The organism is Mycolicibacterium hippocampi (assembly GCF_010723735.1).
Taxonomy (GTDB): Bacteria; Actinomycetota; Actinomycetes; order Mycobacteriales; family Mycobacteriaceae; genus Mycobacterium; species Mycobacterium hippocampi.
On sequence record NZ_BLLB01000002.1, the window covers coordinates 5,431,360 to 5,456,761 of the forward strand.

Below are 25,402 nucleotides of genomic sequence, written 5' to 3' on the forward strand. Positions count from 1 at the left end.
GTCCTCTCGATTACTTCGAAAGGCTAATAGAACACGTTATAGTTTCGCGAACCGGCAGCAGCACGCGACGAGCGGCGCTTAGTTCAAGATCTCCCGGGCCAGGTTCGCGGTCTCCGACGGCGTCTTGCCGACCTTGACGCCCGCGGCTTCCAGCGCCTCCTTCTTGGCGGCGGCGGTGCCCGAGGAGCCGGACACGATGGCGCCCGCGTGGCCCATCGTCTTACCCTCCGGGGCGGTGAAGCCGGCGACGTATCCGACGACCGGCTTGGAGACATTGGCCTTGATGTAATCGGCCGCGCGCTCCTCGGCGTCACCGCCGATCTCACCGATCATCACGATGACCTTGGTCTCGGGATCCTTCTCGAACGCCTCGATGGCGTCGATGTGGGTGGTGCCGATGACCGGGTCGCCGCCGATGCCGATGGCGGTGGAGAAGCCGAGATCACGCAGCTCGTACATCATCTGGTAGGTCAGCGTGCCCGACTTCGACACCAGGCCGATCGGGCCTTTGCCGGTGATGTTGTTCGGCGTGATGCCGACCAGCGACTCACCGGGGGTGATGATGCCCGGACAGTTCGGGCCGATGATCCGGGTCTTCTGGCCCTTCTCGACGTTGTAGGCCCACGCATAGGCGCTGTCCTGCACCGGGATGCCCTCGGTGATGACGACCAGCAGCGGGATCTCGGCGTCGATGGCCTCGATGATGGCGTCCTTGGAGAACGCCGGCGGTACGAAGGCGATCGAGGTGTCGGCGCCGGTCTCCTTCATCGCCTCGGCGACGCTGCCGAACACCGGCAGCTCGACCTCGTTGCCGTCTTTGTCTTCATGCTTGACGGTGGTGCCCGCCTTGCGTGCGTTGACGCCGCCGACGATCTGGGTGCCGGCCTTGAGCATCAGCTTGGTGTGTTTGGTGCCCTCGCCGCCGGTGATGCCCTGGACGATGACCTTGCTGTCCTTGTTCAGGAAAATAGACATTTATTCGGTCCCTTACTTGTTCGCCAGCTCGGCGGCCTTGTCGGCGCCGGCGTCCATGGTGTCGGCCTGGATGACCAGCGGATGATTGGCCTCGGCCAGGATGCGGCGGCCTTCTTCGACGTTGTTGCCGTCGAGGCGCACGACCAGTGGCTTGTTGGCCTCGTCGCCGAGGATCTTCAGCGCGTTGACGATGCCGTTGGCCACCGCGTCGCAGGCGGTGATACCGCCGAACACGTTGACGAACACGCTCTTGACCTGGCTGTCGCCGAGAATGACGTCGAGGCCGTTGGCCATCACCTCGGCCGACGCGCCGCCGCCGATGTCGAGGAAGTTGGCGGGCTTCACGCCGCCGTGCTTCTCACCGGCGTAGGCCACCACGTCCAGCGTCGACATGACCAGTCCGGCACCGTTGCCGATGATGCCGACCGCGCCGTCGAGCTTGACGTAGTTGAGGTCGTTCTCCTTGGCCTTCAACTCCAGCGGATCGGTGGCGTCCTTGTCCTCGAACTCCGCATGCCCGGGCTGGCGGAAGTCGGCGTTCGCGTCGAGCGTCACCTTGCCGTCGAGGGCCAAAATCTGACCTGGGTCGCCTTCACCACGGGAGGGGGTCCGCACCAGCGGGTTGACCTCGACCAGCGTCGCGTCCTCGCCGACGAAGACATCCCACAGCTTGGCGATGGTCACCGCCGCGGCATCGAGCACCTCGGCGGGCAGGTGGCCCTGCTCGGCGATCGAGCGGGCGAACGCCTCGTCCACGCCCTTGACGGCGTCGACGGACACCCTGGCCAGCCGGTCGGGCTTGGTGGCGGCGACCTCCTCGATCTCCACGCCGCCCTCCACCGAGCACATCGCCAGGTAGGTGCGGTTGGCGCGATCGAGCAGGAAGGAGATGTAGTACTCCTCGGCGATGTCGCTGGCCTCGGCGACCAGCAACTTCTTCACGACGTGGCCCTTGATGTCCAGGCCGAGGATGTTCTGGGCGTGGGTGAAGGCGTCATCGGGTGTCGCGGCGTACTTGACGCCACCGGCCTTGCCGCGGCCCCCGACCTTGACCTGTGCTTTCACCATGACCGGCTTGCCGATCTCCTCGGCGATGGCCTTGGCGCCCTCGGCGGAGTCGGTGACCCGGCCCGGGGTGGTGGGGACGTTGTGCTTGGCGAACAGTTCCTTCGCCTGGTACTCGAAGAGATCCATGGACTCCGAAACACCTCTGTCTGTTGTTGTTGTCTGCAGTCGCTCGACTCGCGCGCCCGCCGAACATCTACGAAGTTGTTTGTCCCGCCGGGCTCGGGGGAACTTTATCGACACGAGCGCAGAGCTTTGACACCGCCTGCCGCTCATGTGGTGGATCTCACCGCCGGCGAGTCGTGATTCAAGTCACAATCTCCGGCGGAATAGGCGCTCGGGTTGCCACTTTGATTGGAATTTGGTTAACGTCCCTGTGGTCTCGGTAACGGTCCGATCACGACGACTCCGATCATCAGGACAGGACGTTTCAGCTTGCCCCAGCATCGTTCGCCTCGCCCCCCTGCGGGATTTTCGGCGAATGCGCGCACCGCGAGAACCGGCAATCGGCTCGCCGTCGCAGCGCCGAAGGCGACCGAAGTCACCGACATCATCCCGTTCAACGAGTTCGGTGAGATCGGCGACTTCGACGATCTGGACCTGCTGCCGCACGCCGCGTTCGACCGTGAGGCGCGCGTCATCCGCGCCCCTGAGCTCGACGATCTTCACGACACCGACGACCTGACCCCGTTGCGCCTCGAGGTGCCCACGCAGTTCCGTACGCCACGCGACGAGAACCGGGCACCCACCAGGGCCTACCGCGACAGCCACACCGACGTCAGCGACGGCGCCGCGGCCACCGACGTCATCGACATGCGGGGCCGCGCCGGCGGCATGCACCGCAAGCCGGAGGTACCCGTCAAGGGCCGCCTGATGGTCGCCGCCATGGCCGTCGGAGCCACCGCGGCGGGCGCCTACACCGTGACCAGCGGCACGCCGAAAGCTCCCGCGGAAACAGTGCTCGCCGCCGATCCGACCCCGACGGGCGGCGGCGCCGTGATCACGGGTTCGGTGGACGGCATGCAGGTCGTGACCGTCACCCCGGCCGCGAACTCGGCCGTTCACGCCGAGGAGATCACCAAGGCCGCGGCGTTCGCCCAGGAGCGTGCCGAACGCGAGGCCCGACTGGTTCGCCCACAGTTCGCGATGCCGACGCGCGGTGTGTGGACGTCCGGCTTCGGCTACCGCTGGGGCGTACTGCACGGTGGTATCGACATCGCCAACTCGATCGGCACGCCGATCCTGGCCGCAGCCGACGGAGTGGTCATCGCGGTCGGTCCGACCGCCGGATACGGCGCCTACGTCAAGCTCAAGCACTCCGACGGCACGGTGACGCTCTACGGCCACATCAACACCTGGACGGTCAGTATGGGCGAACGGGTCATGGCCGGCGACCAGATCGCCACGATGGGCAACCGGGGCAACTCGACCGGACCGCACCTGCACTTCGAGGTCATGGTCAACGGCACCGACAGGATCGACCCCGTCGGGTGGCTGTCCAAGCGGGGGCTCACCCCCGGCGGCTACGTTGGCTGAGTGGCCAGCGAACCCCACGACGTAACACCAGCTGAATCAGGCGCGTCAGGCTCCTCGCGGGACGCCGACGACTCCGTCGACACCCGGATCATCCGTCGCGCCCCGCTGAGCACCTCGTCCCAGCCGCAGCCGGCCTCGACCGACCCGCCGACGTGGGGGCACCGCCCGCTTGCGGGGGACATCATTCGCCGCCATCCGACCGGCGAGATCCCCACCGCGCACGACGACCTCAGCCCGCGGGCCAAACCCGTCGCGGTGGGCCCGTCCCGGACGCCTGCGGCCGACCCGAAGCCGGCCATCGCGGCCGCGGTCGTCAGCATCGTGGCCGGGTGGGCGACCGCGGTGATCGCCACCGACCTGATCACCGGTTGGTGGGGGACGGACCTGCTGTTCTGCATCGCCGTCGGCTTCCTGGCAGCGATTTCCGCAGCGGCCACCATCGGCGGGGTGATCGCGCTGCTGCTGCGACAGCGGGTCGGACGACTGCTGATCGTGGTCGGGTCGGTGGTCGCGATGCTGATCTTCACCAGCCTGTTCATCGCGGGCGCCAAACTACCCGGGCTGGTTTATGCCATGCCTCTGCTGCCGCTGGCGTCGATCGGGTTGGCACTGCTGCCCGACACCGCCCGTTGGGGCCGCGCGGGTTGACGGGCGGAAACGGCCCTAGAGCTTGGCGATCGGTGCATGGTTGTGCATCAGCTTCACCCGCCCGGCGCTGCCGAAGTCGATCAACGACATCGCCGACTCGCCGGCGCCGGACACCTCCTCGACCCGGCCAAGCCCGTACTTGTCGTGGGTGACCCGGTCACCGGCCTCCAGCACGATCAGCGGACGCTTGCCCGCCGACGACCGCGCGGGCGACGGCCGCGGGGTGCCGTACCGCCCCGCGTTGCCGACCGGCGCCGAGAACGTCGATGTCTGCTCGGTGCGCCGCCAGTCGATCAGCTCCTGGGGAATCTCCCGCAGGAAACGCGATTCCGGGTTGAGCATCGGCTGACCCCACGACGAGCGGACCTTGGCCCGGCTGAGGTAGAGACGCTGCCGGGCGCGGGTGATACCGACATAGGCCAGCCGGCGTTCCTCGGACAACTCACCCGGGTCGCCGAGCGCCCGCATGTGCGGGAACATGCCGTCTTCCCAACCGGTGACGAAGACCACCGGGAACTCCAGGCCCTTGGCGGTGTGCAGCGTCATCATGGTGACCACCCCCGAGCCGTGTTCGGGAATGTCGTCGGCGTCGGCGACCAGTGACACCCGTTCCAGGAATGCGGCAAGCACTCCGGTGTCGGGAATGTCCTCGTCTTCCGGTTCGGACTCGGCCAATGCCTTCGCGTTGGCCAGGTCGATGCTGAATTCGTGTGCGACGCTGACCAACTCGTTGAGGTTGTCCAACCGTGCCAGATCCTGGGGATCGCTCGAGGCCTCGAGCTCGGCGCGGTAGCCGGTACGGTCGAGCACGGCCTCCACGAGATCGCCGAGTTCGTCGTCGAGCTTGCCCCGCAGTTCGTCGAGTAGCGCGACGAACCCGGCGATCGCCTTCTCCGAGCGGGTGTTGAGCATCGGCACCCTGCCTTCGGCAGCCGCCACCAACGCGTCGTTGAAGTTGGCGCCGGTGCTCTCCGCGTGTACCGCCACACACGCCTCGGCGCGGTCCCCGATGCCGCGGCGCGGGGTGTTGAGGATGCGTCGCATGCTGACCGCGTCACCGGGGTTGTCCAGCACCCGCAGGTAGGCGACGATGTCACGGATCTCCCGGCGCTCGTAGAAGCGCACTCCCCCAACGACTTTGTACGGGATACCGGCACGGATGAAGACTTCTTCGATGGCCCGGGAGGAGTTGTTGGTGCGGTAGAAGACCGCCACGTCGTTATAGGAGAAACCTGGCACGGAGTCGGACAGCGAGTCGATCTCCTGGGCGACGAACCTCGCTTCGTCGTGCTCGTTGTCGGCGACGAAGCCGACGATCAGCTCACCCTCGCCGGCGTCGGTCCACAACCGCTTCTCGCGCCGCCCGGCGTTGCGCGCGATCACCGAGTTCGCGGCGTTCAGGATGGTCTGGGTGGACCGGTAGTTCTGTTCCAGCAGAATCGTCGTCGCATTCGGGAAGTCTCGTTCGAAGTCCTCGATGTTGCGGATCGTGGCGCCGCGGAACGCGTAGATCGACTGATCGGCGTCGCCGACCACACAGAGTTCGGCAAGCGGTACCTGATCGGTGTCGGGGGCCGCCACCCCCACGAGCTCGCGCACCAGCATGTACTGGGCGTGGTTGGTGTCTTGGTATTCGTCGACCAGGATGTGCCGGAACCGCCGGCGGTAGTACTGGGCGATCTGCGGAAAGGCCTGCAGCACAGCGACTGTCTCACCGATCAGGTCGTCGAAGTCCAGCGCGTTGGCAGCGCGCAGCCTGCGCTGGTACTCCCCGTACACTTCGGCGATGACGCGCGCCAGGTCGTCTGCCGCCTCTGATGCCTCGGCGGCCGCCTGCTCCGGACCGATCAGCTCGTTCTTGAGGTTGGAGATGCCGTTGGCCAGCAACCGGGGCGAGTGCCGCTTGGTGTCCAGGCCCATGTCCTTGCCGATCATCAGCAGCAGGCGTCGGGAGTCGTCGGCGTCGTAGATGGAGAAGTTCGAGTTGAGGCCGGGTAGCAGCGAGGCCTGGTTGCGCAGGATCCGGACACAGGTCGAGTGAAACGTCGACACCCACATGCTGCGGGCTCGGGGGCCGATGAGCCCGACGATCCGTTCGCGCATCTCCGCGGCGGCCTTGTTGGTGAAGGTGATGGCGAGCACCTGGCCGACGCCGACGTCGCGTGCGGCCAACAGGTAGGCGATCCGACGGGTCAGAACCGCGGTTTTTCCCGACCCCGCCCCGGCCACGATGAGGAGCGGGGAACCCTCGTGCAGCACGGCTTGGCGCTGCTGCGGGTTGAGCCCGTCCAACAGGTGCTGCTGATCGACGTCGCTGGTGGCGGAGAAGGCGGTCATATGCGCTCAAACCTACCGCTGCCCGGGGACACCTTTGCGCTGGCACGTCCGGTAGTGGCACACTCGTTGGGTGCAAACTGCGCAGTGGCGATTTTTTTACGGGTACCGGCCAGCGGTGCCCGTGGTCTAGCTGCTTCCTCCAGCCCCGCGGTCCGCTTCCGGATCCGGGGCTCGTCTCTTGTGTGAGGCCCGAAACCGGATGAGACCAGGCCCTTCACGCAACGAGAAACCGGAGAACCAAGACATGACGACGATGGAAACTTCCGACCCCGGCGCCTCCCAGACGCCCGCCACCTCCGACATCGACGGGCTGCGTCAGGAGATCGACCGCCTCGACGCGACGATCCTCGAGGCCGTCAAGCGCCGCACCGAGGTCTCTCAGCTGATCGGCAAGGCGCGGATGGCGTCGGGGGGCACCCGCCTGGTGCACAGCCGCGAGATGAAGGTCATCGAGCGCTACAGCGTGCTGGGCGTCGAGGGCAAGAACCTGGCGATGCTGCTGCTGCGCATGGGCCGCGGCCGCCTCGGTCACTGATCCCCGCCCGCGCTTTCACTGCGGTCTGAGCGCCTCGGACAGCCACGGCGTCAACCATTCGACGGCCTCCGGTGTCGGATGCACGCCGTCGCTGCGCATCCTGATGCCGTCGACCTTGATCTGGTAGTACCCGTTCGGGCTGAGCTTGCGGTTGAGGTCCAGCACCGAGGCGTTCGGCCGCTGGGCGACGACGCTGCGCAGCAACGTGTTCCAGCGTTCGACGCGCCTGGGCTGGTCCTCCGGGTAGAGGCTGCCGTCGGGCTTCTCGGCACGCCGGTTGTACGGTTCGGTGGTCACGACGATCCGCGCCCCGGTCGACCCCAGAATGTCCAGCGCCCGGTTGAGCTCCGCCCGCAGATACCCGTCGTAGCCGGGTTCGCCGATGTGGGTCCACCGGCCCTCGTTCATCCGGTCGACGACCTCCCAGCGCCCGACGATCAGCAGCACCACGTCGGGCCGCTCATGGCTGATCCGCTGCGCCCATCTGGCAGGCCAGGCGTCGCACTCGGGTTTCTGGTCGAGTTCCCGGCCGACGTACTCGTACGGTCCACCGCGGGCGATGCCGCAGCCGATGGTGGTGTAGTCGGTGAAGTGCAGCCCGGGCGTCGCCGGCAGGTACCGCATCAACGTCCACGCGATCGAGTCCCCGAACACCGCCACCCTGGTCTCTCCGGGGGTCCGCGGTCGCACCGGGGTGGTCACCTCGACGGGGACCTCCGGGGCGATCAGCGCCGCACTGTCCACCAGCGGCCCGGGCGTCGGCTCCGCGCTCTTCACCCCGACGGGCAGCACGCTCATCGTCACCACCGCGGCGGTCGCCGCCGTTGCGGTGGCCAGCGGCAGCATCGGCACGGTCAGCGGTCGCCACCGGCGGATCGGTTGTTCGACCAGCCACCACACCACGGTCGCGACCGCGACGGTCGCCGCGCACCGCAGCGCGAACAGTTCCCAGCCCGTCGTGCCGGTCCGCTCGCCGTTGATCACCAGGAACAGCGGCCAGTGCCACAGGTAGACGCCGTAGGAGATCGCGCCCAGCCCCACCAGCGGCGGCAGCGCCAGCAGTCGGGCGACGGGCCCGTCCTGCTCCAGGGCCACCGAGGCGACGACGAGGACCGCCGCGACCGCGACCACGATCAGCAGACCGTGGCGGAACTCCTGTGCGCTGCCGGTGGCGAGGTGAGCAGCCCCGCCGAGCACCACCAGCCCGACCACCGGTGCGAGGCGCGCCAGCCACCTGGCCCACCGGGAGCGCAACACCGCGCCGCCCTCGGCCAGCCCCCGCCAGTCGCGCACCAGCAACGCCGCCGCCGCGGCACCGACGAGCAGGGCCTGCATCCGGGTGTCGGTCCCGAAGTACACCCGGTTGAGCGTGGCTTGAGACGCCGAGGCGCTCAGCAGCACGGTCGCGCCCGCGGACCCGACCACCCCGACCGCCGCGGTGACGAAGACCGCTGTGCGCACTGCCCGCACCGTCAGCGGGACGCCGCGGCGGTAGGCCGCCGCGGCCAGGCCGGCGACCACGCCGGCCACCAGCAGCGGCCACAGCACGTAGTACTGCTCCTCGACACCCAGCGACCAGGTGTGCTGCAACGGCGACGGCGGAGCGCCCTGAGAGAAGTAGTCGGTCTGCTCGGCGACGAACACCCAGTTCGACATCCAGAAGAAGGTTGCGACGGCGTGCTCGCGCAGGGAAACGGTCGACTCGGCGGCAAACAACTCCCGCGCCGCCACGACGGCGAGCACCATCACCACCAGCGCCGGCAGTAGCCGCCGGGCGCGGCGAATCCAGAAGTCCTTCAAGCCGATCCGTCCGGTGCGACCGATCTCGTCGAGCAGCAGCGAGGTGATCAGGAACCCGCTGAGGACGAAGAAGACGTCGACGCCGAGGAAACCGCCGGACAGTCCGGGGACGCCGCCGTGGTCGGCCAGGACCAGTGCGACGGCCACTGCTCTGACGCCGTCGAGAGCGGCGATCCCCCGGCCCGGGCTGACATATCGGCGTGGGCCCACACGGATCGGCGCCGCAGTCACGGCAGTCACGGTCCAGCGCCCTCCTGATCATTCGCAGCCAGCTGCGAACCAGGAATTTTATGGGCTGCGCGGCGCCGGATCCGGAAGGCGCGCGGCCCGGACGCGGTCGAGTTCGGGCGCTAGTTCGTCAGCGCGATGTACTTGGTGTCGAGGTACTCCTCGATGCCCTCGGTGCCCCCCTCGCGGCCGAAGCCGGATTCCTTGACACCGCCGAACGGCGCGGCCGGGTCGGAGATGACACCGCGGTTGACGCCGACCATGCCCGCCTCGATGCCTTCGGCGGCGCGCAGCGCCCGGTCCAGCGACTGCGTGTACACATAGGCTGCCAGGCCGTACTCGGTGTCGTTCGCGGCCGCGATGCCCTCCTCGTCGGTGTCGAACCCGGTGATGGGTGCCACCGGCCCGAACACCTCCTCCTTGAGGATCCGGGCGTCGGCGGGGACGTCGGCGAGGACGGTGGCCGGGTAGAAGTTGCCGGGCCCACCAGGGGCGACACCGCCGACGGCGACGGTCGCGCCGCGCGACACCGCGTCGGACACCAGATCCTGGACCGTGGAGACCTGCTTGGCGTTGATCAGCGGGCCCAGGGTCGCCGATGGGTCGAGGCCGTCACCCAGGGTGAATTCGCTCATCCGCTTGACCAGCTTTTCGGTGAACTCCTCGCGCACCGCGTTGGCCACGTGGAACCTGTTGGCCGCCGTGCAGGCCTCGCCGCCGTTGCGCATCTTGGCCAGGATCGCCCCGTCGACGGCCGCGTCGACGTCGGCGTCGTCGAACACGATGAACGGCGCGTTGCCGCCGAGTTCCATGGACTGCCGCAACAGCGCATCCGACGCCTGCTTGGCCAGCGCCTTGCCGACGCCGGTGGACCCGGTGAAGGTCAGCTTGCGGATCCGGCCGTCGTCGATCAGCGCGGTGGTCACGTCGCGCGGTTTGGTGGTCGGCAGTACCGACAGCACACCCTTGGGCAGGCCGGCCTCGTCGATCAGCTTGGCCAGCAGCAGCATGGTCAGCGGCGTCTCCTGAGCAGGCTTGACGATCATCGTGCAACCGGCGGCCAGCGCGGGCCCGATCTTGCGGGTGCCCATCGCGAGCGGAAAGTTCCACGGCGTGATCGCGTAACACGGGCCGACCGGCGCCTTGGTGACGATGATCCGTCCGGTACCCGCCGGAGCCGGCGTGTAGCGGCCGCCGATGCGCACCGCCTCCTCGGCGAACCAGCGGAAGAACTCCGATCCGTACTTGACCTCGCCCTTGCTCTCGGCGAGCACCTTGCCCATCTCGAGCGTCATCAACGCCGCGATCTCGTCGGTCCGTTCGGTGATGGTCTCGAAGACCGCGCGCAGTATCTCGCCGCGTTCGCGCGGTGCGGTGGCGGCCCATTCGGCCTGCACGGCACACGCCGCATCGAGCGCGGCGACGGCGTCCTCGGCGGTCGCGTCGGCGACGCTGATCAGTACTTCCTCGGTAGCGGGGTTGAGCACATCGAACGTCGACGAGCCGGCGCGTTCCTCACCGCCGATCCACACGCCCGTCGGTACCGATGCCAGCAGTGCGGAAGTATCCATACCCCAATCATCTACTCCGTTGTCCGCCTGCCCGCACTAGGGTTCTTCACATGGCCGCAGAGTTTTCCGATATCTCCACCACCCCGGCATGGCAGGCGTTGGCCCGGCACCACGACGAGATCGGCGCCGAGCATCTGCGCGAGCTGTTCGCCCAGGATCCCACCCGCGGTACGGAACTGGCGTTGACGGTCGGGGACCTCTACATCGACTACAGCAAGCACCGGGTCACCCGGCAGACCCTGACGTTGCTGCTGGACCTCGCCCGCGCGGCCAGGCTCACCGAGCGCCGTGACGCGATGTTCTCCGGCGCCCACATCAACACCTCGGAGAACCGGGCAGTGTTGCACACCGCCCTTCGGCTGCCCCGCGGCGTCGAACTCGAGGTCGACGGCCAAGACATCGTCACCGACGTCCACGAGGTGCTCGACCGGATGGGCGACTTCACCGACCGGCTGCGCAGCGGCGAGTGGCGCGGCGCGACCGGGGAGCGCATCACCACCGTGGTCAACATCGGTATCGGCGGGTCGGATCTGGGCCCGGTGATGGTGGACCAGGCGTTGCGCCACTACGCCGACGCCGGCATCTCGGCACGGTTCGTCTCCAACGTCGACCCGGCCGATCTGGTCGCCAAGCTGGCCGGACTCGACCCGGCGTCCACTCTTTTTGTTGTCGCGTCGAAGACGTTCTCGACGCTGGAGACGTTGACAAATGCGACCGCCGCCCGCCGGTGGCTGATCGACGCGCTCGGGGATGCAGCGGTGGCCAAGCACTTCGTCGCGGTGTCGACCAACAGCAAGCTGGTCGACGAGTTTGGCATCAACACCGACAACATGTTCGGCTTCTGGGACTGGGTCGGCGGCCGCTACTCGGTGGACTCCGCCATCGGCCTGTCGGTGATGGCGGTGATCGGTCGGGAGCGGTTCGCCGAGTTCCTGGCCGGGTTCCATCTCGTCGACGAGCATTTCCGGACCGCGCCGCTGGAGGCCAACGCGCCGGTGCTGCTCGGCATGATCGGGCTCTGGTACAACAACTTCTTCGGCGCCGGGACCCGCGCAGTTCTGCCGTACTCCAACGATCTGTCGCGGTTCGCGGCATACCTGCAGCAGCTCACGATGGAATCCAACGGCAAGTCGGTGCGCGCCGACGGCACACCCGTGACCACCGACACCGGCGAGATCTTCTGGGGCGAACCGGGAACCAACGGCCAGCACGCCTTCTATCAACTGCTGCACCAGGGCACCCGGCTGGTGCCCGCCGACTTCATCGGGTTCAGCGAGCCCACCGACGACCTGCCCACCGCCGACGGCACCGGCAGCATGCACGACCTGCTGATGAGCAATTTCTTCGCGCAGACGCAGGTGCTCGCGTTCGGCAAAACCGCCGACGAGATCGCCGGGGAGGGTACGCCGCCAGATGTGGTGCCGCACAAGGTGATGCCCGGCAACCGTCCCAGCACGTCGATCCTTGCCACCAAGCTGACCCCGTCGGCGGTCGGCCAGCTGGTCGCCCTCTACGAGCACCAGGTGTTCGTCGAGGGCGCCATCTGGGGCATCGACTCCTTCGATCAGTGGGGCGTCGAGCTGGGCAAGACCCAGGCCAAGGCACTGCTGCCGGTGATCACCGCCGCCGAGGCACCCGCCGAACAGTCCGACTCCTCGACTGACACCCTGGTCCGTCGCTATCGCACGGAACGCGGCCGGACAGCGTGACTAGTCGGGGTCCGGGCGGGTCCACCCGAGGATCATCGCCGGCAGGCAACCGCCGATGAGCAACACGGTGAGCACCATCAGACCGCCGGCATAGGCCATGTCGGTGTCCGTGCCCTCAGTCTGCACCGCGCCGAAGATCAGGTAGAAGATCGGCAGCAGCATCAGGTTCTGGGTCACGGTGAGGCCGATGGATCTGGCGCTGTTGCGCTGCGCCAGTTCGTATTCGTCGAGCGCGGCGTCGGGCGCGTCACCCTGCCGGCCCGACACGACCTGCAGCACCAGCCAGAGCGGGAAGAACACCAGGCATGCCGGCAGCCACAGCAGCGGGGCCCACTTGATTCCGAAGGCGCACATCACACTCACCACCGCCATGAACGCGAACGTGATCGCCAACGCTGTGACGAGGATGCGCCGCCGCCTCTGGGTGCGCCATGCCGGCAGCGAATTGGCGTACGTGCGTTCGTGTTTGAGAAAGCGACGGGTGCGGTAGGTCTGGTACCGATCGATCAGGGTCGCTTCAGGCATGGGCATTCCCTCCTTGCGGTTTCCGGTAGAACTCCGTCGACAAGGGGGTGAACGGGGCCCGTGAGAACACGGCTTCGACGGGCAGGTCGAAGACGTCGCAGATGCGGAACGCGAGGTCGAGGCTTGGATAGTGGTCGCCTCGCTCCAGGGCGCCGACAGTCTGCGGGTTGACCTCGATGAGCTCCGCGAGCTGCGCGCGGCTCATCCGCCGCTCGGCACGCAGCACCCCGATCCGATTGTGAATCGGAGCAGTTTCCCCTCGTCTGACCGGGCTCATCTAACACATTGTTAGGAAAACCCAACAATTCGTCAAGGTGTCACGCGGCGGAGGACGCTCAGGCGAAGCGCTTGGTGAACCGCGGTGGCATCACTTTCATCAGCTCCACCAGCGGCCACCACGGCCACCCGGGCACCACAGCGCGGCCTTTCTCCTTCTCGATCGCGTCGACCATCGCCTTGACGCCGGTCTCGTTGTCGACCATCAACATCGTCGAGTTGGACTTGGCCGTCATCTCCGACTCGATATACCCGGGCTCGAGCACGGTGATCTTGATGGGACCGGACGGGTACTCGGCGCGCAGCGATTCGCCCAGCGAGATCACCCCGGCCTTGCTCGCCGAGTAGGCGGCCTTGTGCCCGGGCACGCCGACGTTGCCGAGCACGGACGCGACCAGCACGAGGTGCCCTGCGCCCGCCGCCTTGAACATCTCCAGCGCGGACTCGATCTGCACCAGCGCCGCAACAAGATTGGTTTCGATCGTGGCTTTGTTGGCCCACGGCTTCCCGCCGCCGAGCGGGTAGCCCTTGCCGATGCCCGCGTTGACGATGATGCAGTCGATACCACCGAGTTCGTCGCTGAGCTCGGCGAACACCTTGGGCACCTGCTCGTGGTCATTGACGTCCAATGCGGCGACGGCCACCGTGATGTCGGGGTGGCGAGCCGTCAGCTCGGCCTGCAGTTCGCTGAGGTTGTCGACGCGGCGCGCGCACAGCGCGAGGTCGCGGCCCTTGGCGGCGAACTGGCGGGCCATGCCCGCACCCAGTCCCGAGCTCGCCCCGGTGATGAGGATCTTCTGCCGAGTCATGCCGGGCAGGATAACCGAGTTAGACAAGTCCGATGTAATCCCGCCACCCGCCGGAACTGTATTCCGTGCGCGATTTTCCGAGTGAGCCCCTGCTGGAATACCGTTCCGGCGCTACTTGAGCAGCCGCGACATCCGCCGGTCGGCGAGGATCTTGCCCGCGGTCTGACAGGTCGGGCAGTACTGGAACGACTTGTCGGCGAACGACACCTCCCGCACGGTGTCACCGCACACCGGACACGGTAGCCCGGTGCGGGCGTGGACCCGCAGTCCGGAACGCTTCTCCCCTTTCAGCGTGGCCGCCTGCTGGCCCACCGACCGGGTGACGGCATCGGTGAGCACCGACAGCATCGCATCGTGCAGCGCCGCGAGCTGCGCGTCGGTCAGCTTGCTGGAGGTCGCGAACGGGGAGAGCTTGGCCACGTGCAGGATCTCGTCGCTGTAGGCGTTCCCGATACCCGAGATCACCTTCTGGTCGGTGATGACGGTCTTGATCCGGCCCGACTGGCCCGCGAGCACCTCGGCGAGTCCCTCGGGGCTCAGCGACAGCGCATCGGGGCCGAGTGCGGCGATCTGGGGCACCGCCATCGGATCGGTGACGATCCACACCGCAAGGCGCTTCTGCGTCCCGGCCTCGGTGAGGTCGAAGCCCACCGTGTGGTCCGGGGCGCTCGGAGTCGTCAAGTGCACCCGCAGCGCAATCGGGCCCTTCCCCGGCTTGAGCGGCGCAGCGGCCAGTTTGTCCGACCACCGCAGCCAGCCTGCCCGGGACAGATGGGTGATCAGATGAACGTCTCCCACCTGCAGCCCGAGGTACTTGCCCCACCGGTGAGCATCGGTCACCTGGTGGCCGGCCAGTGCGGACACCGGCGGGTCGAACGTCTTGAGCACCGACAGTGCCGCGACGTCGACGCGACTCACTGTCAGTCCGACGGCGTGCCGACGCAGATGATCGGCGAGGGCCTCGATCTCCGGCAGTTCGGGCATGACACTCAGTCTGCCTTCACGACCAGCGAGAGAAGCCAACTCACGACCGACAGCACGATCGCGGCCCAGATCGCGGTCCACCAGAAGTCGTCGATCGCCAGACCCCAGTGGGTGGTGTGTTCGGTGATCCACGATGTGATCCACAGCATGAACGCGTTGATGACGACGTGGAAGAGGCCGAGCGTGAGGATGTAGAGCGGGATCGAGATGATCTGGACGATCGGCTTGATGACCGCGTTGACCAGGCCGAAGATCACCGCGACGACGAAGATGACGCCGACCCTGGCCACTGTCGAGTCGCCGCCGACGAAACCGATGCCGGGGACGAGGAGCGTGACGACCCACAACGCGATCCCGGTCAGCGCGGCGCGGAGCAGAAAAGATCCCATAACCACCATGATCGCCCACCGCCCCGAATTCCGGGGTCCGCATTATCGATACCAGAGGTATGCGGTACCCGAGGTATTGACATCCTGCGGGACGCGGCCATAGTTTCGAGTCACCTCACATCGACGACAGGACATTCGCGATGACAGCTCCGGTGAGACCATCCGCGGCGGCGTCCGCCGGACCCACCCGCGACGAGTTCGCCGAACGCCTGCTGAAGGGATCGGTCAAGAAGTCCTATGCCCCGGTCGTCGACATCGACTGGGACGCGCCGCTGGATCCGGACAAGTTCTTCCTGCCGCCCAAGACCGTGTCGCTGTACGGCACCCCGCTGTGGGACGCCATGACAAGAGAGCAGCAGATCGAACTGTCCCGCCAGGAGCTGGCCAACACCCTCTCGGCCGGGGTCTGGTTCGAGAACATCCTCAATCAGGCGCTGCTGCGCAAGATGATGCACCAGGACCCGACGGCCCGCGCCACGCACTATGAGCTGACCGAGCTCGGTGACGAGACCCGGCACATGGTGATGTTCGGCAAGGCGATCGACCGGATCGGCGCCAAGCCGGTGCGCCCCAGGCGTTATCAGCGCGTCATCATCAACACCCTGCCGTTCGCCTTCCAGGGTTCGATGCTGTGGGTGGCCGCACTGATCGGCGAGGAGATCTTCGACTCGCTGCAGCGCCAGATGATGGACGATCCCGAGCTACAACCGATGGTGCAGCGGCTGATGCGGATTCACGTGGCCGAGGAGGCGCGCCACATCCAGTTCGCCCGCGACGGACTGCGCAAACGCGCACCTCACCTGCGGCGTCTCCCGAAGTTGTTCGTGGCCAACATCAACGGCGTGGGCGGTTTGTTCTTCGGGCGGCTGTTCACCAACCCCGTGCAGTATCGCCGCGCCGGGCTGCCGGACCCTCGGGGCGCCCGTCGCGCGGCACGCGCCAGCGCGCACCGCCACCGGGTGCAGGTGCTCGGCTTCGCCCCGCTGGCGGCGTTCCTCGAGGAAGTCGGGTTGATGGGGCCGATCGCCCGGCGGATGTGGAAGCGCAGCCGCTTCCTGTGACCGACCCCGGCTCCGACACCGACACCGACACCGACACTGTGGTGTACCTGCGGCGACCCGAGACCGAAAACGCCGTCTTCGACGAGGCGACCCACACCTGGACCGTCGACGACCGCCGCAGCCGGGTGATCATCGCGACCGACGGCACACTGCCGAACTGTCGGCCGCACTCATGCCTTCCCTACCTCGGTGTGGCGGTACGGGGCGTTCCGAACTACTTTCTGCTCACCGACCCCGACAGCGCCGCCCAGAAGGGTTACATCGCAAAGTGTCTGGCCTACCTGAGCCGCACCGGCAACACCCGCATCGAGGTGCGGGCGAGCACCCAGCAGTACTACCAGCAGCACTCCAGCGGACGAACCCACCGCCGCCGCCACTTCTGGCGCCGGGTGGGCAGGCGGATCCCGTCGGCGTTCGAGGTCAGCGGGCATGAAGGCACCGGTGACGACGACGCCGTCTACGACGGACCCGCCGCGGTGCTGGTCGACGAGCACCGTCACGACACCCGGGTACGGCTTGCCGGCAGGGTGGATCCGATCGACGGTCGCTACCACTGGCAGGGAACGATCCTGGATGCCACGTTCGACGTGAGATTGCCGCAGGACGTCACCGTGGTGGTGCGGGAGCAGGCGGCCGCGGCCCGGTTGACCGAGCGCACGCCGTGGTCGACGTACTCGGTCGTCGGTGTCGGCGCACCGCCGTTCGCGTTGGCAGACGTCGAGGTCGATGTTCCACGACTCTGAGCCAGGAAGTTCCCCTGGCCCGTTCGGCACCGACATACTAGAACACGTTCTAATATGTGCTCACCGACGAGCAGGAGACGATGTGCGTTTCACCTACGCGGAAGCGATGACCGATCCGACGTTCTACATTCCGTTGGCCAAGGCCGCTGAAGCCGCCGGCTACCACGCGATGACGATCCCCGACAGCGTCGCCTACCCCTTCGAGTCCGATTCGAAGTACCCCTACACCCCGGACGGCAGCCGCGAGTTCCTGGAAGGCAAGGCGTTCATCGAGTCCTTCGTGCTGACCGCGGCCCTGTGCGCCGTGACGACCACGCTGAAGTTCAACCACTTCGTGCTCAAGCTGCCCATCCGGCCGCCGGCACTGGTGGCCAAGCAGGCCGGCTCGCTCGCCGCGCTGTTCGACAACCGGCTCGGTCTCGGTGTCGGCACCAGCCCGTGGCCCGAGGACTACGAGCTGATGAACGTGCCATATGCCAAGCGCGGCAAGCGGATGGATGAATGCATCGACATCATCAGGGGCCTCACCTCGGGTGAGTACTTCGAGTATCACGGCGAGTTCTACGACATCCCCAAAACCAAGATGACGCCCGCTCCGTCGAAACCGGTACCCATTCTCATCGGTGGCCACGCCGATGCCGCACTCAGACGCGCCGCCCGCAACGACGGCTGGATGCACGGCGGCGGAGACCCGGAGGAACTCGACGCACTCCTGAAGAAGCTCAACCAGTTCCGCGCCGAGCACGACCGCAAGGATCCCTACGAGGTCCACGTGATCTCCATCGACGCCTACACCGCCGACGGAATCAAACGTCTGGAGGACAAGGGCGTCACCGATGTGATCGTCGGCTTCCGGATCCCCTACGTCATGGGCCAGGACACCGAGCCGCTGGACGCGAAGATCCGCAACCTGGAGATGTTCGCCGAGAACGTCATCGCCAAGGTGTGATCCCCGTCGACGGCGGCAGGAAGGCATAATCGAGGCAGAACTGGGTATCTCCTGGCTTCGATGACATCGACGCTGGACCCGCCACGAACGGGGGCGAGGTAGGGACAGTGAAGGGCCGCACAACGACGCGAAGGCGTTTCGCATGCCGTGCCGTCGATATCGCCAGGTGGCAGACGCCGATCATCGCCGTGAGTAGCGTGGACCGGATCGACCAACACACCCTGCAGGTCCTCTGATGCGCACCGTCCCCGGATCCACCGACCGTGTCGTCGTCGTCGGCGCCGGACTCGCCGGTCTGTCGGCGGCACTGCACCTGGCAGGCCGTGGCCGGGCCGTCACCGTCGTCGAACGCGGCGCGCATCCCGGTGGCCGCGTCGGTAGGGCCGACATCTCGGGATACCGCCTGGACACCGGGCCGACGGTGCTGACGATGCCCGACATCATCGACGACACGTTCGCCGCGGTGGGCGAGTCGACAGCCGCACGGCTGGACCTGCAGCCGGTGCTACCGGCCTACCGCGCCGATTTCGCCGACGGCAGCAGCCTGGACGTACACAGCGACGCCGGGGCGATGACGGCCGAGATCGAACGCTTCGCCGGTCCCCGCGAGGCCGAGGGCTACCTACGGCTGCGCGAGTGGTTGACGCGGCTCTACCGGCTCGAGTTCGACGGCTTCATCTCGGCGAACTTCGACTCGCCGCTGTCGCTGGTGACGCCTGCGCTGGCGCGGCTGGCCGCCATCGGCGGGTTCCGGCACTGGGAGCCGATGGTGCGCCGCTTCATCAGCGACGAACGCCTGCTGCGGGTGTTCACCTTTCAGGCGCTCTACGTCGGGGTTCCGCCGAAGAAGGCGCTGGCGGCCTACGCGATCATCGCCTACATGGACACTGTGTCCGGCGTGTACTTCCCCCGAGGAGGCATGCGGGCACTGCCCGACGCCCTCGCCGGCGCCGCTGCCGACGCCGGAGTCGAATTCCACTACAACGCGACCGTCACCGCACTGGAGCGCTCGGGGACCCGCATCAACGCGGTGCGCACCGACACCGGCGAGCGGTTCTCGGCCGACGCCGTGGTCCTCACCACGGAACTGCCGGACACCTACCGACTGCTCGGCCGCACCCCCCGGCGGCTGCTCGGGCTGCGCCCGGCCCCGTCGGCGGTCGTGGCCCACATCGGCTGCCGGGCCGTCGAGCCCGCTGCCGACCAGGCCCACCACATCATCGTGTTCGGCGAGGCCTGGGCGCAGACCTTCGACCAGATCATCGACGAAGGCCGCCCGATGGTCGACCCGTCACTGCTGGTCACCCGGCCCACCGCCGGTGACCGCAGCCTGGCCCCTACGGGCCGCGATCTGCTCTACGTCCTCGCCCCTGCACCCAACACCGCTGTGGGGCAACAGGACTGGGATTCCCGGCGGGACGAGTACGTGAACCACATGCTGGACACGGTGACCGCCCGGCTCCCCGATGTCGGCGACGACGCAGAGATCCTGCATGTCGTCACGCCACAGGACTGGGCTCGTCAGGGGATGGCCGCGGGAACCCCGTTCGCGCTGGCGCACACCTTCGGCCAGACCGGTCCGTTCCGGCCCGGCAACACGGTGCGCGGCATCGACAACGCGGTGCTGGCGGGGTCCTCCACAGTGCCCGGTGTCGGCATCCCCACCGCGATCGTGTCGGGTCGCCTCGCCGCCGACCGCATCACCGGAAGCGTGTCGTCGGCGCGACCGCGGGCGGTGCCGCAATGATCGGATCCGAACTCGACGCCGCCGGCGTGCACGACGAGGCGCTGCGGGACGCCTACCGGCGCTGCCGCGCCATCAACGCCGAACACGGCCGCACGTTCTTCCTGGCCACCCGGCTGCTCTCACCGGCCCAACGACCCGCCGTGCACGCGTTGTACGGCTTCGCCCGCCGGGCCGACGACGTTCTCGACGGATTCGACTCCCGTAGCCCGACCCAGCGCGCCGAGGAGCTGCAGGCACTTGCGGCTGCGCTGTTCGCCCGGTTGGTGGAAAAGAGGCAGGCCGCCGACGACGACCCGGTCGTCGAGGCCGTCGTGGACACCGCCCGCAGCTACCAGCTGGACTGGCAGTTGTTCGACGACTTCCTCGCCTCGATGCGGATGGACCTGACCGTCACCGACTATCCCGATCGTGCTGCGTTGGACCGCTATATGTACGGATCTGCGGAAGTGATCGGTCTGCAACTGCTGCCGGTGCTGGGCACGGTCGCCCCGCGCGAAGAGGCGGCACCGTATGCCGCCGCGCTCGGGAAAGCCTTCCAGTTGACCAATTTCCTGCGGGACATCGACGAGGATCTGACGCGCGGGCGGATCTACCTGCCCGCCGACGAACTGGCCGCGCACGGCGTCGACCGCGAGGTGCTGACCTGGTGTCAGCAGCAGCGCCGTACCGACCGCAGGCTGCGAGCCGCGCTGATGGAACAGCATGCGTTCACCAGACGGATATACACCCAGGCCCAGCGGGGTATCGCGCTACTGCATCCGAGGTCGCGGCCCTGCGTCAGCACTGCCCTGACGTTGTACTCGGGGATACTGGACCGCATCGAGGAAATGGATTTCGCCGTGTTCACCCAGCGGGCCCGCGTCTCGACGGCTCGCCGCCTGCAGGTCGCGTCCGTCGGCCTGGTCCGAGCCTGGCGTGCCCGGGCGACGCGCTCGCAGGAGGTGCGACCATCGACCGGTACCAGTATCTGATCCTGCTGGTTGCCTGCTGTCGTCAGAACACCACCGTGTCAACAGCGAACAGAAGGTGACATGAACCTCGAACCGCAGAACGTACCCGAGGCATTCGATGCCGGAGCCCGGGACTACGACGGCCTCGTCGGCGCCAATCCCGGGTACCACGAACATCTGAGAATGTCGGCGGAACGGATGCAGCTTCCCGACAAGGGACGTGGCCTGCGTCTGCTGGACATCGGCTGCGGCACAGGTGCTTCCACCGCTGCGCTGCTGGCCGTCGCACCCTACGCCGAGATCGTCGCCGCGGACGGTTCGGCCGGGATGCTGGCCGAGGCGGAGGCCAAGACCTGGCCGGCGTCGGTGCGCTTTGTGCACAGCCGGGCCGAAGACCTCGCCGACGCCGGCGTCACCGGCCCGTTCGACGGCATCCTCGCCGCGTATCTGGTGCGCAATCTCGCCGACCCCGACCCCGTGCTTCGCTCCTTGCGCTCCCTGTTGTGTCCCGGTGGCGTGTTCGCCGCGCACGAGTACTCGGTCCGTGACTCCCGCGCTGCGACCGCTGTGTGGAATGTGGTCAGCTGGGCGATCATCATCCCGGCCGGCCGGGTCCGCTCCGGCGATGCGGGCCTGTACCGCTATCTGCGCCGCAGCGTCAACGACTTCGACGGCGCCGACGCTTTCCGCAACCGGTTGCAGCGCAGCGGCTTCACCGATGTTCACAGCCTCACCGTCCCCGGGTGGCAGCGCAACATCGTGCACACCTTCCTCGGCCGGGCGCCGCAGTGAGCGATCCCCGCCGGGTGTGCCACCCCGCCGCGCCGGGGCTGGATGACGCGGGTGCGCTGCCCCACCGTCCCACGGTGGTGGTCATCGGGGCCGGCATCGCCGGGTTGGCGGCGGCGACCGCCCTGGCCGAACGCGGCGTGACCGTGGAGTTGCTCGAAAAACAGGACCACCTCGGCGGCCGGGTGGGCGGCTGGCGGGAGCATCTACCCGACGGCACCCCGGTGGCGATGAACCGCGGCTTCCACGCCTTCTTCCGCCAGTACTACAACCTGCGCAGCCTGTTGCGGCGCGTCGACCCGCAGCTGTCGATGCTGCGCCCGCTGGAGGACTACCCCCTCGTCGACGCCGCCGGCCGACGTGACACATTTCGCGGCCTGCCCCGCACCCCTCCGCTCAACGCTCTCGCTTTCGCGATGCGAAGCCCAACCTTCCGGCTACGCGATCTGGTCCGCCTCGACGCCCGCGCCGCGGCTCCGCTGGCGGCGGTGTCGGTACCGCAGATCTACCGCCGGCTAGACGACCTCGACGCGGAATCGTTCCTGCACGACATCAACTTTCCGGTGGCTGCCCGGCATCTGGCGTTCGAGGTGTTCGCCCGCAGCTTCTTCACCCGCCCCGAAGCGCTGTCCGCCGCCGAACTGGCCACCATGTTCCACATCTACTTCCTCGGCTCCAGTGAGGGTCTGGTCTTCGACGTCGCCGACGCCGACTTCGATGTCGCGCTGTGGGAACCGTTGGCCGACTACCTCCGGAACCTCGGGGTGAAGGTGCACACCGAGACACCGGTGCGAAGCGTCACCACCGCGGGGCCCGACAGGTTCGTGGTGACAAATCAGGCCGGCACCGACCTCGACGCCGACGGCGTGGTGCTGGCCACCGACGTCGCGGCACTGCAGAGCATCGTCTCGGGTTCGCCGGACCTCGGCGACGACGGGTGGCGCACCCGGATCGCCCGGTTGGGCACCGCGGCGCCGTTCATCGTGATGCGGCTGTGGCTGGACAGCCCGGTCCGCGACGACCGACCGGCCTTCCTCGGAACCGGCGGCCTGGAACCGCTGGACAACATCAGCGTGCTGAACCGCTATGAACACGAAGCCATCGAATGGGCCCAGCGCAGTGGCGGGTCGGTGGTGGAACTGCACGCCTATTCGGTCGCCGAGGACACCCCGCAGCTGCGCCGCGAGCTGCTCGCCCGGCTGCACGCTCTCTACCCGGAGACCTCGTCGGCCCGAGTCGTCTTCGAGAAGACGCTGTGCCGCAACGACTGTCCACGCCTGGCCCCCGGCGATCACGCCGGCCGGCCGACGGTGCGGACCCCGCACCCCACCCTGGCGCTGGCCGGCGACGGCATCCGGATCGACCTGCCGGTGGCGCTGATGGAGCGTGCCGCCACCACGGGCACGGCGGCCGCCAACACGCTGCTCGCCCATTTCGGCTTGAAGGGGCACGATATGTACACCGTGCCGGTGCGCGGACGCTCACCAGTCCTGCGGAAGCTCGCCGGCCGCGTCGAAAGGCGGACACTGCGATGAAGCCCCTGAACAAGTTGACCACCTCTCTCGGCAAGGCGTGGCCGTTCGAGGTGCTGCCGCGCATCCCGTGGAGCAGGCAGACCCCCACCTACCGACAGGCGTCACCGGCGGTGATCGATGCGGCGCTCGCGCGGTCCCAGAACCGACCCAGCGGCAACTGGTACGTCATCGGCGCGAGCTCCGACATCTCGGCAAAACCCTACGGGGCCAACGTCGCCGGAGCCGAGCTGGTCTGCTGGCGCGGCGCCGACGATCGGTTGAGGTGCGGCCCGGCGCGCTGCCCGCACCTGGGAGCCGACCTGTGCACCGGCACCATCGACGACGGCGCCCTGATCTGCCCGTGGCACGGACTGAGACTGACCGGGCGGTCCCGGCCCGACTGGACGTCGCTGCCGGTCTTCGACGACGGGGTGCTGACGTGGGTTCGTCTCGACCGGATCGGCGGTGAGGATCCCACGTCGGCCCCGATCCTTCCGGCCCGGCCCGAGGGACAACGGCTCGCGGCCGTCGCCAGCCTCACCGGCACCTGCGAACCCATCGACATCATCGCCAATCGGATGGACCCCTGGCACGGCGCCTGGTTCCACCCATACTCGTTCACCAGGCTGGAGGTGCTCAGCGCCCCGGCCGAGGGCGGTGACGTGCCGGAGGAACTGGACCGCTTCCTGGTGGCGGTGACCTTCCGGGTCGGCCGACTCGGTATTCCGGTGATCGCCGAGTTCACCAGCCCCGAACCACGCACGCTGGTGATGCGCATCGTCGACGGGGAAGGCACCGGTAGTGTCGTCGAAACCCACGCCACGCCAAACGGATACGGCACGGATGGATTGCCGCGCAGCACAGTTGTCGAAGCCGTCATCGCGCAGTCCGACCGCCCGGGGTTCGCGCGTGCGTTACGGGCGGCACCGCTGATCACGCCGCTGATGAGGCGCGCAGCCCACCGGTTGTGGCGCGACGACCTGCGCTACGCCGAACGCCTGCACACCGTGCGTCGCCAGGACACCGAAGGCGTGTCTTCGCTGCTCGAGCCCCCTGGGAAGCCCACGGACTGATTCATCGCGACGGTGTGACGAGCGCGTCGATGGCCTCCGGACCGAGCACTTTGTCGAGCACCATCATGGCACTGCCGATCACCCCGGCGCGGTCGCCGAGGGCCGACGGGACGACCTGCAGCACCCGGGTGGCCAACGTGGTCGCGTTGCCGTACAACGTTTCCCGCAATCCGGCGACGAAGAAGTCGTAAGCCCCCGCCACATCGCCCGCCACCACCAGAGCAGCGGGGTTGAGCAGGTTCACCGCCGCGGCGAGCACCTCACCGACATGACGACCGCTGTCGCGGATCAGCCTCCGCGCCAACGCGTCCCCGCCATGTGCCAACTCGACGACGTCTCGTAGGTTCCGGACGTCGCGACCTTCCTCGCGCAGCGTGCCGACCAACGCCCAGCCCCCGGCGACGGTCTCCAGGCAACCGGTGTCACCGCAGCGACAGACCCGTCCCGTCGCCGCCGCGGCCTTGTTGTGACCGAACTCGCCGGCCGCTCGGGTCGCCCCACGCTGCAGGGCCCCGCCGGCGACGATGCCCGCGCCGAGTCCGGTGGAAGCCTTGACGACCAGGACGTCGTCGAAGCCGCCGGATCCGGCGCGCCACTCTGCGAGCGCGATGACGTTGGCGTCGTTGTCCAGCACCACCGGCGCCGCGGTGAGTTCGCGGAAGTACGGCACCAGCGGTGCGCCGTCCCAGCCGCCGAGCACCGGCGAGTCCACGCTGCAGCCCCGCTCCTGGTCGACGGTGCCCGGAAGACTCAGACCGACCCCGAACACCTGCCGGGCGGTGTATCCCGTGCCGGCCAGCAGCAGATCGAGTCGTCTGACCACCTCCGGCATCAGATCCCCGGAGGTCAGCCCCGGCGCCTGGTCGATGTCGACGGCGGCCAGCACCTCGGCAGCCAGATTGCACACCGCCAACCGTGCCCGGCTGCCTCCGATGGCCGCGGTCAACACCACCCCGGCGTCGGCGTTGAAGCTCAGCAGCGTGGGCGGTCGGCCGCCGGTGGACGCCGCCTGTTCCCGCTCGATGACCAGGTCACGGGCGGTGAGTTCCCTCACCCTGGCGGACACCGCCGTCCGCGACAAGCCGGTCAGCTTTCCGGCCTCGGCACGCGTCATGTCGCGTTTGTCCCTGATCAGGGCGTACAGGTCCCCCACAGAAGTCGCGGACGCAGCCCGGAACAGGGACATACC

At 67.9% G+C, this 25,402-nt stretch carries 23 protein-coding genes; 12 read left to right on the plus strand and 11 right to left on the minus strand.

Annotated elements, in window-relative coordinates:
- Positions 1 to 78: 78 nt before the first annotated feature.
- Both sucD and sucC read right to left on the minus strand, forming a co-directional pair.
- Entirely contained in the window at positions 79 to 975 is an 897-nt protein-coding gene (gene sucD, locus G6N53_RS27105) for a succinate--CoA ligase subunit alpha (protein WP_163894363.1), read from the minus strand.
- A 12-nt stretch (positions 976 to 987) separates the two neighbouring features.
- Positions 988 to 2,169, minus strand: coding sequence for an ADP-forming succinate--CoA ligase subunit beta (sucC, locus tag G6N53_RS27110; RefSeq protein ID WP_163894365.1), 1,182 nt, complete (start codon positions 2,167 to 2,169; stop codon positions 988 to 990).
- 306 nt (positions 2,170 to 2,475) lie between these two features.
- Between sucC and G6N53_RS27115 the strand changes: the two genes are divergently transcribed.
- Both G6N53_RS27115 and G6N53_RS27120 read left to right on the plus strand, forming a co-directional pair.
- Positions 2,476 to 3,576, plus strand: coding sequence for a M23 family metallopeptidase (locus G6N53_RS27115; protein WP_163894367.1), 1,101 nt, complete (start codon positions 2,476 to 2,478; stop codon positions 3,574 to 3,576).
- Entirely contained in the window at positions 3,577 to 4,224 is a 648-nt protein-coding gene (locus tag G6N53_RS27120) for a hypothetical protein (protein ID WP_163894369.1), read from the plus strand.
- A gap of 15 nt (positions 4,225 to 4,239) precedes the next feature.
- On the opposite strand, the gene pcrA is transcribed toward G6N53_RS27120, so the two are convergent.
- Positions 4,240 to 6,561 (minus strand): DNA helicase PcrA, encoded by a 2,322-nt coding sequence (gene pcrA, locus G6N53_RS27125; RefSeq protein ID WP_163894371.1) that lies wholly within the window; start codon positions 6,559 to 6,561, stop codon positions 4,240 to 4,242.
- A gap of 199 nt (positions 6,562 to 6,760) precedes the next feature.
- Between pcrA and G6N53_RS27130 the strand changes: the two genes are divergently transcribed.
- The gene (locus tag G6N53_RS27130; RefSeq protein ID WP_163894373.1) at positions 6,761 to 7,096 is read left to right on the plus strand and encodes a chorismate mutase; all 336 of its coding nucleotides are present in this window, start codon (positions 6,761 to 6,763) and stop codon (positions 7,094 to 7,096) included.
- Between the two features lie 15 nt (positions 7,097 to 7,111).
- On the opposite strand, the gene G6N53_RS27135 is transcribed toward G6N53_RS27130, so the two are convergent.
- Together G6N53_RS27135 and G6N53_RS27140 are read right to left on the minus strand one after the other, a co-directional pair.
- Positions 7,112 to 9,136, minus strand: coding sequence for an acyltransferase family protein (locus G6N53_RS27135; RefSeq protein ID WP_205390476.1), 2,025 nt, complete (start codon positions 9,134 to 9,136; stop codon positions 7,112 to 7,114).
- Between the two features lie 110 nt (positions 9,137 to 9,246).
- Positions 9,247 to 10,695, minus strand: a complete 1,449-nt coding sequence (locus G6N53_RS27140) for an NAD-dependent succinate-semialdehyde dehydrogenase (RefSeq protein ID WP_163894375.1) — start codon at positions 10,693 to 10,695, stop codon at positions 9,247 to 9,249.
- Between the two features lie 50 nt (positions 10,696 to 10,745).
- Between G6N53_RS27140 and pgi the strand changes: the two genes are divergently transcribed.
- Positions 10,746 to 12,404 (plus strand): glucose-6-phosphate isomerase, encoded by a 1,659-nt coding sequence (pgi, locus tag G6N53_RS27145; protein WP_163894377.1) that lies wholly within the window; start codon positions 10,746 to 10,748, stop codon positions 12,402 to 12,404.
- On the opposite strand, the gene G6N53_RS27150 is transcribed toward pgi, so the two are convergent.
- From G6N53_RS27150 to G6N53_RS27170, 5 genes are all read right to left on the minus strand, one after another.
- Positions 12,405 to 12,929: a hypothetical protein gene (locus tag G6N53_RS27150; protein ID WP_163894379.1), complete on the minus strand. Its 525-nt coding sequence runs from the start codon at positions 12,927 to 12,929 to the stop codon at positions 12,405 to 12,407. It abuts the gene before it with no gap.
- Entirely contained in the window at positions 12,922 to 13,206 is a 285-nt protein-coding gene (locus G6N53_RS27155; RefSeq protein ID WP_163894381.1) for a helix-turn-helix transcriptional regulator, read from the minus strand. The genes G6N53_RS27150 and G6N53_RS27155 overlap by 8 nt, the downstream gene beginning before the upstream one ends.
- Before the next feature lie 58 nt (positions 13,207 to 13,264).
- Positions 13,265 to 14,014, minus strand: coding sequence for an SDR family oxidoreductase (locus G6N53_RS27160; RefSeq protein WP_163894383.1), 750 nt, complete (start codon positions 14,012 to 14,014; stop codon positions 13,265 to 13,267).
- 111 nt (positions 14,015 to 14,125) lie between these two features.
- A complete protein-coding gene (locus tag G6N53_RS27165; RefSeq protein WP_163894385.1) occupies positions 14,126 to 14,998 on the minus strand; it encodes an Fpg/Nei family DNA glycosylase in 873 nt (290 codons plus the stop codon).
- A 5-nt stretch (positions 14,999 to 15,003) separates the two neighbouring features.
- Positions 15,004 to 15,387, minus strand: a complete 384-nt coding sequence (locus G6N53_RS27170) for a phage holin family protein (protein WP_163894387.1) — start codon at positions 15,385 to 15,387, stop codon at positions 15,004 to 15,006.
- A 140-nt stretch (positions 15,388 to 15,527) separates the two neighbouring features.
- Between G6N53_RS27170 and G6N53_RS27175 the strand changes: the two genes are divergently transcribed.
- The 8 genes from G6N53_RS27175 (at position 15,528) to G6N53_RS27210 (ending at position 24,213) form a co-directional block, all read left to right on the plus strand.
- On the plus strand, positions 15,528 to 16,448 hold the full coding sequence (locus G6N53_RS27175; protein ID WP_163894389.1) for an AurF N-oxygenase family protein: 921 nt from the start codon (positions 15,528 to 15,530) through the stop codon (positions 16,446 to 16,448).
- Positions 16,445 to 17,191 carry a DUF4873 domain-containing protein gene (locus G6N53_RS27180; protein WP_163894391.1) on the plus strand — a complete coding sequence of 249 codons (747 nt, stop codon included), beginning with the start codon at positions 16,445 to 16,447 and terminating at the stop codon, positions 17,189 to 17,191. The genes G6N53_RS27175 and G6N53_RS27180 overlap by 4 nt, the downstream gene beginning before the upstream one ends.
- A gap of 82 nt (positions 17,192 to 17,273) precedes the next feature.
- Positions 17,274 to 18,140, plus strand: coding sequence for an LLM class flavin-dependent oxidoreductase (locus tag G6N53_RS27185; protein ID WP_163894393.1), 867 nt, complete (start codon positions 17,274 to 17,276; stop codon positions 18,138 to 18,140).
- Positions 18,141 to 18,375: 235 nt separating this feature from the next.
- Complete coding sequence (gene crtI / locus G6N53_RS27190) at positions 18,376 to 19,887, plus strand: phytoene desaturase family protein (protein ID WP_163894395.1); 1,512 nt, start codon at positions 18,376 to 18,378, stop codon at positions 19,885 to 19,887.
- Entirely contained in the window at positions 19,884 to 20,858 is a 975-nt protein-coding gene (locus tag G6N53_RS27195) for a phytoene/squalene synthase family protein (protein ID WP_163894396.1), read from the plus strand. The genes crtI and G6N53_RS27195 overlap by 4 nt, the downstream gene beginning before the upstream one ends.
- A 60-nt stretch (positions 20,859 to 20,918) precedes the next feature.
- Positions 20,919 to 21,629: a class I SAM-dependent methyltransferase gene (locus G6N53_RS27200; protein WP_163894398.1), complete on the plus strand. Its 711-nt coding sequence runs from the start codon at positions 20,919 to 20,921 to the stop codon at positions 21,627 to 21,629.
- The gene (locus G6N53_RS27205) at positions 21,626 to 23,161 is read left to right on the plus strand and encodes an FAD-dependent oxidoreductase (RefSeq protein ID WP_163894400.1); all 1,536 of its coding nucleotides are present in this window, start codon (positions 21,626 to 21,628) and stop codon (positions 23,159 to 23,161) included. Before G6N53_RS27200 ends, G6N53_RS27205 begins: the two co-directional genes overlap by 4 nt.
- Entirely contained in the window at positions 23,158 to 24,213 is a 1,056-nt protein-coding gene (locus tag G6N53_RS27210; protein WP_163894402.1) for a Rieske (2Fe-2S) protein, read from the plus strand. Before G6N53_RS27205 ends, G6N53_RS27210 begins: the two co-directional genes overlap by 4 nt.
- Before the next feature lies 1 nt (position 24,214).
- On the opposite strand, the gene G6N53_RS27215 is transcribed toward G6N53_RS27210, so the two are convergent.
- Positions 24,215 to 25,399 carry an ROK family transcriptional regulator gene (locus tag G6N53_RS27215; protein WP_163894404.1) on the minus strand — a complete coding sequence of 395 codons (1,185 nt, stop codon included), beginning with the start codon at positions 25,397 to 25,399 and terminating at the stop codon, positions 24,215 to 24,217.
- Between the last annotated feature and the right edge of the window lie 3 nt (positions 25,400 to 25,402).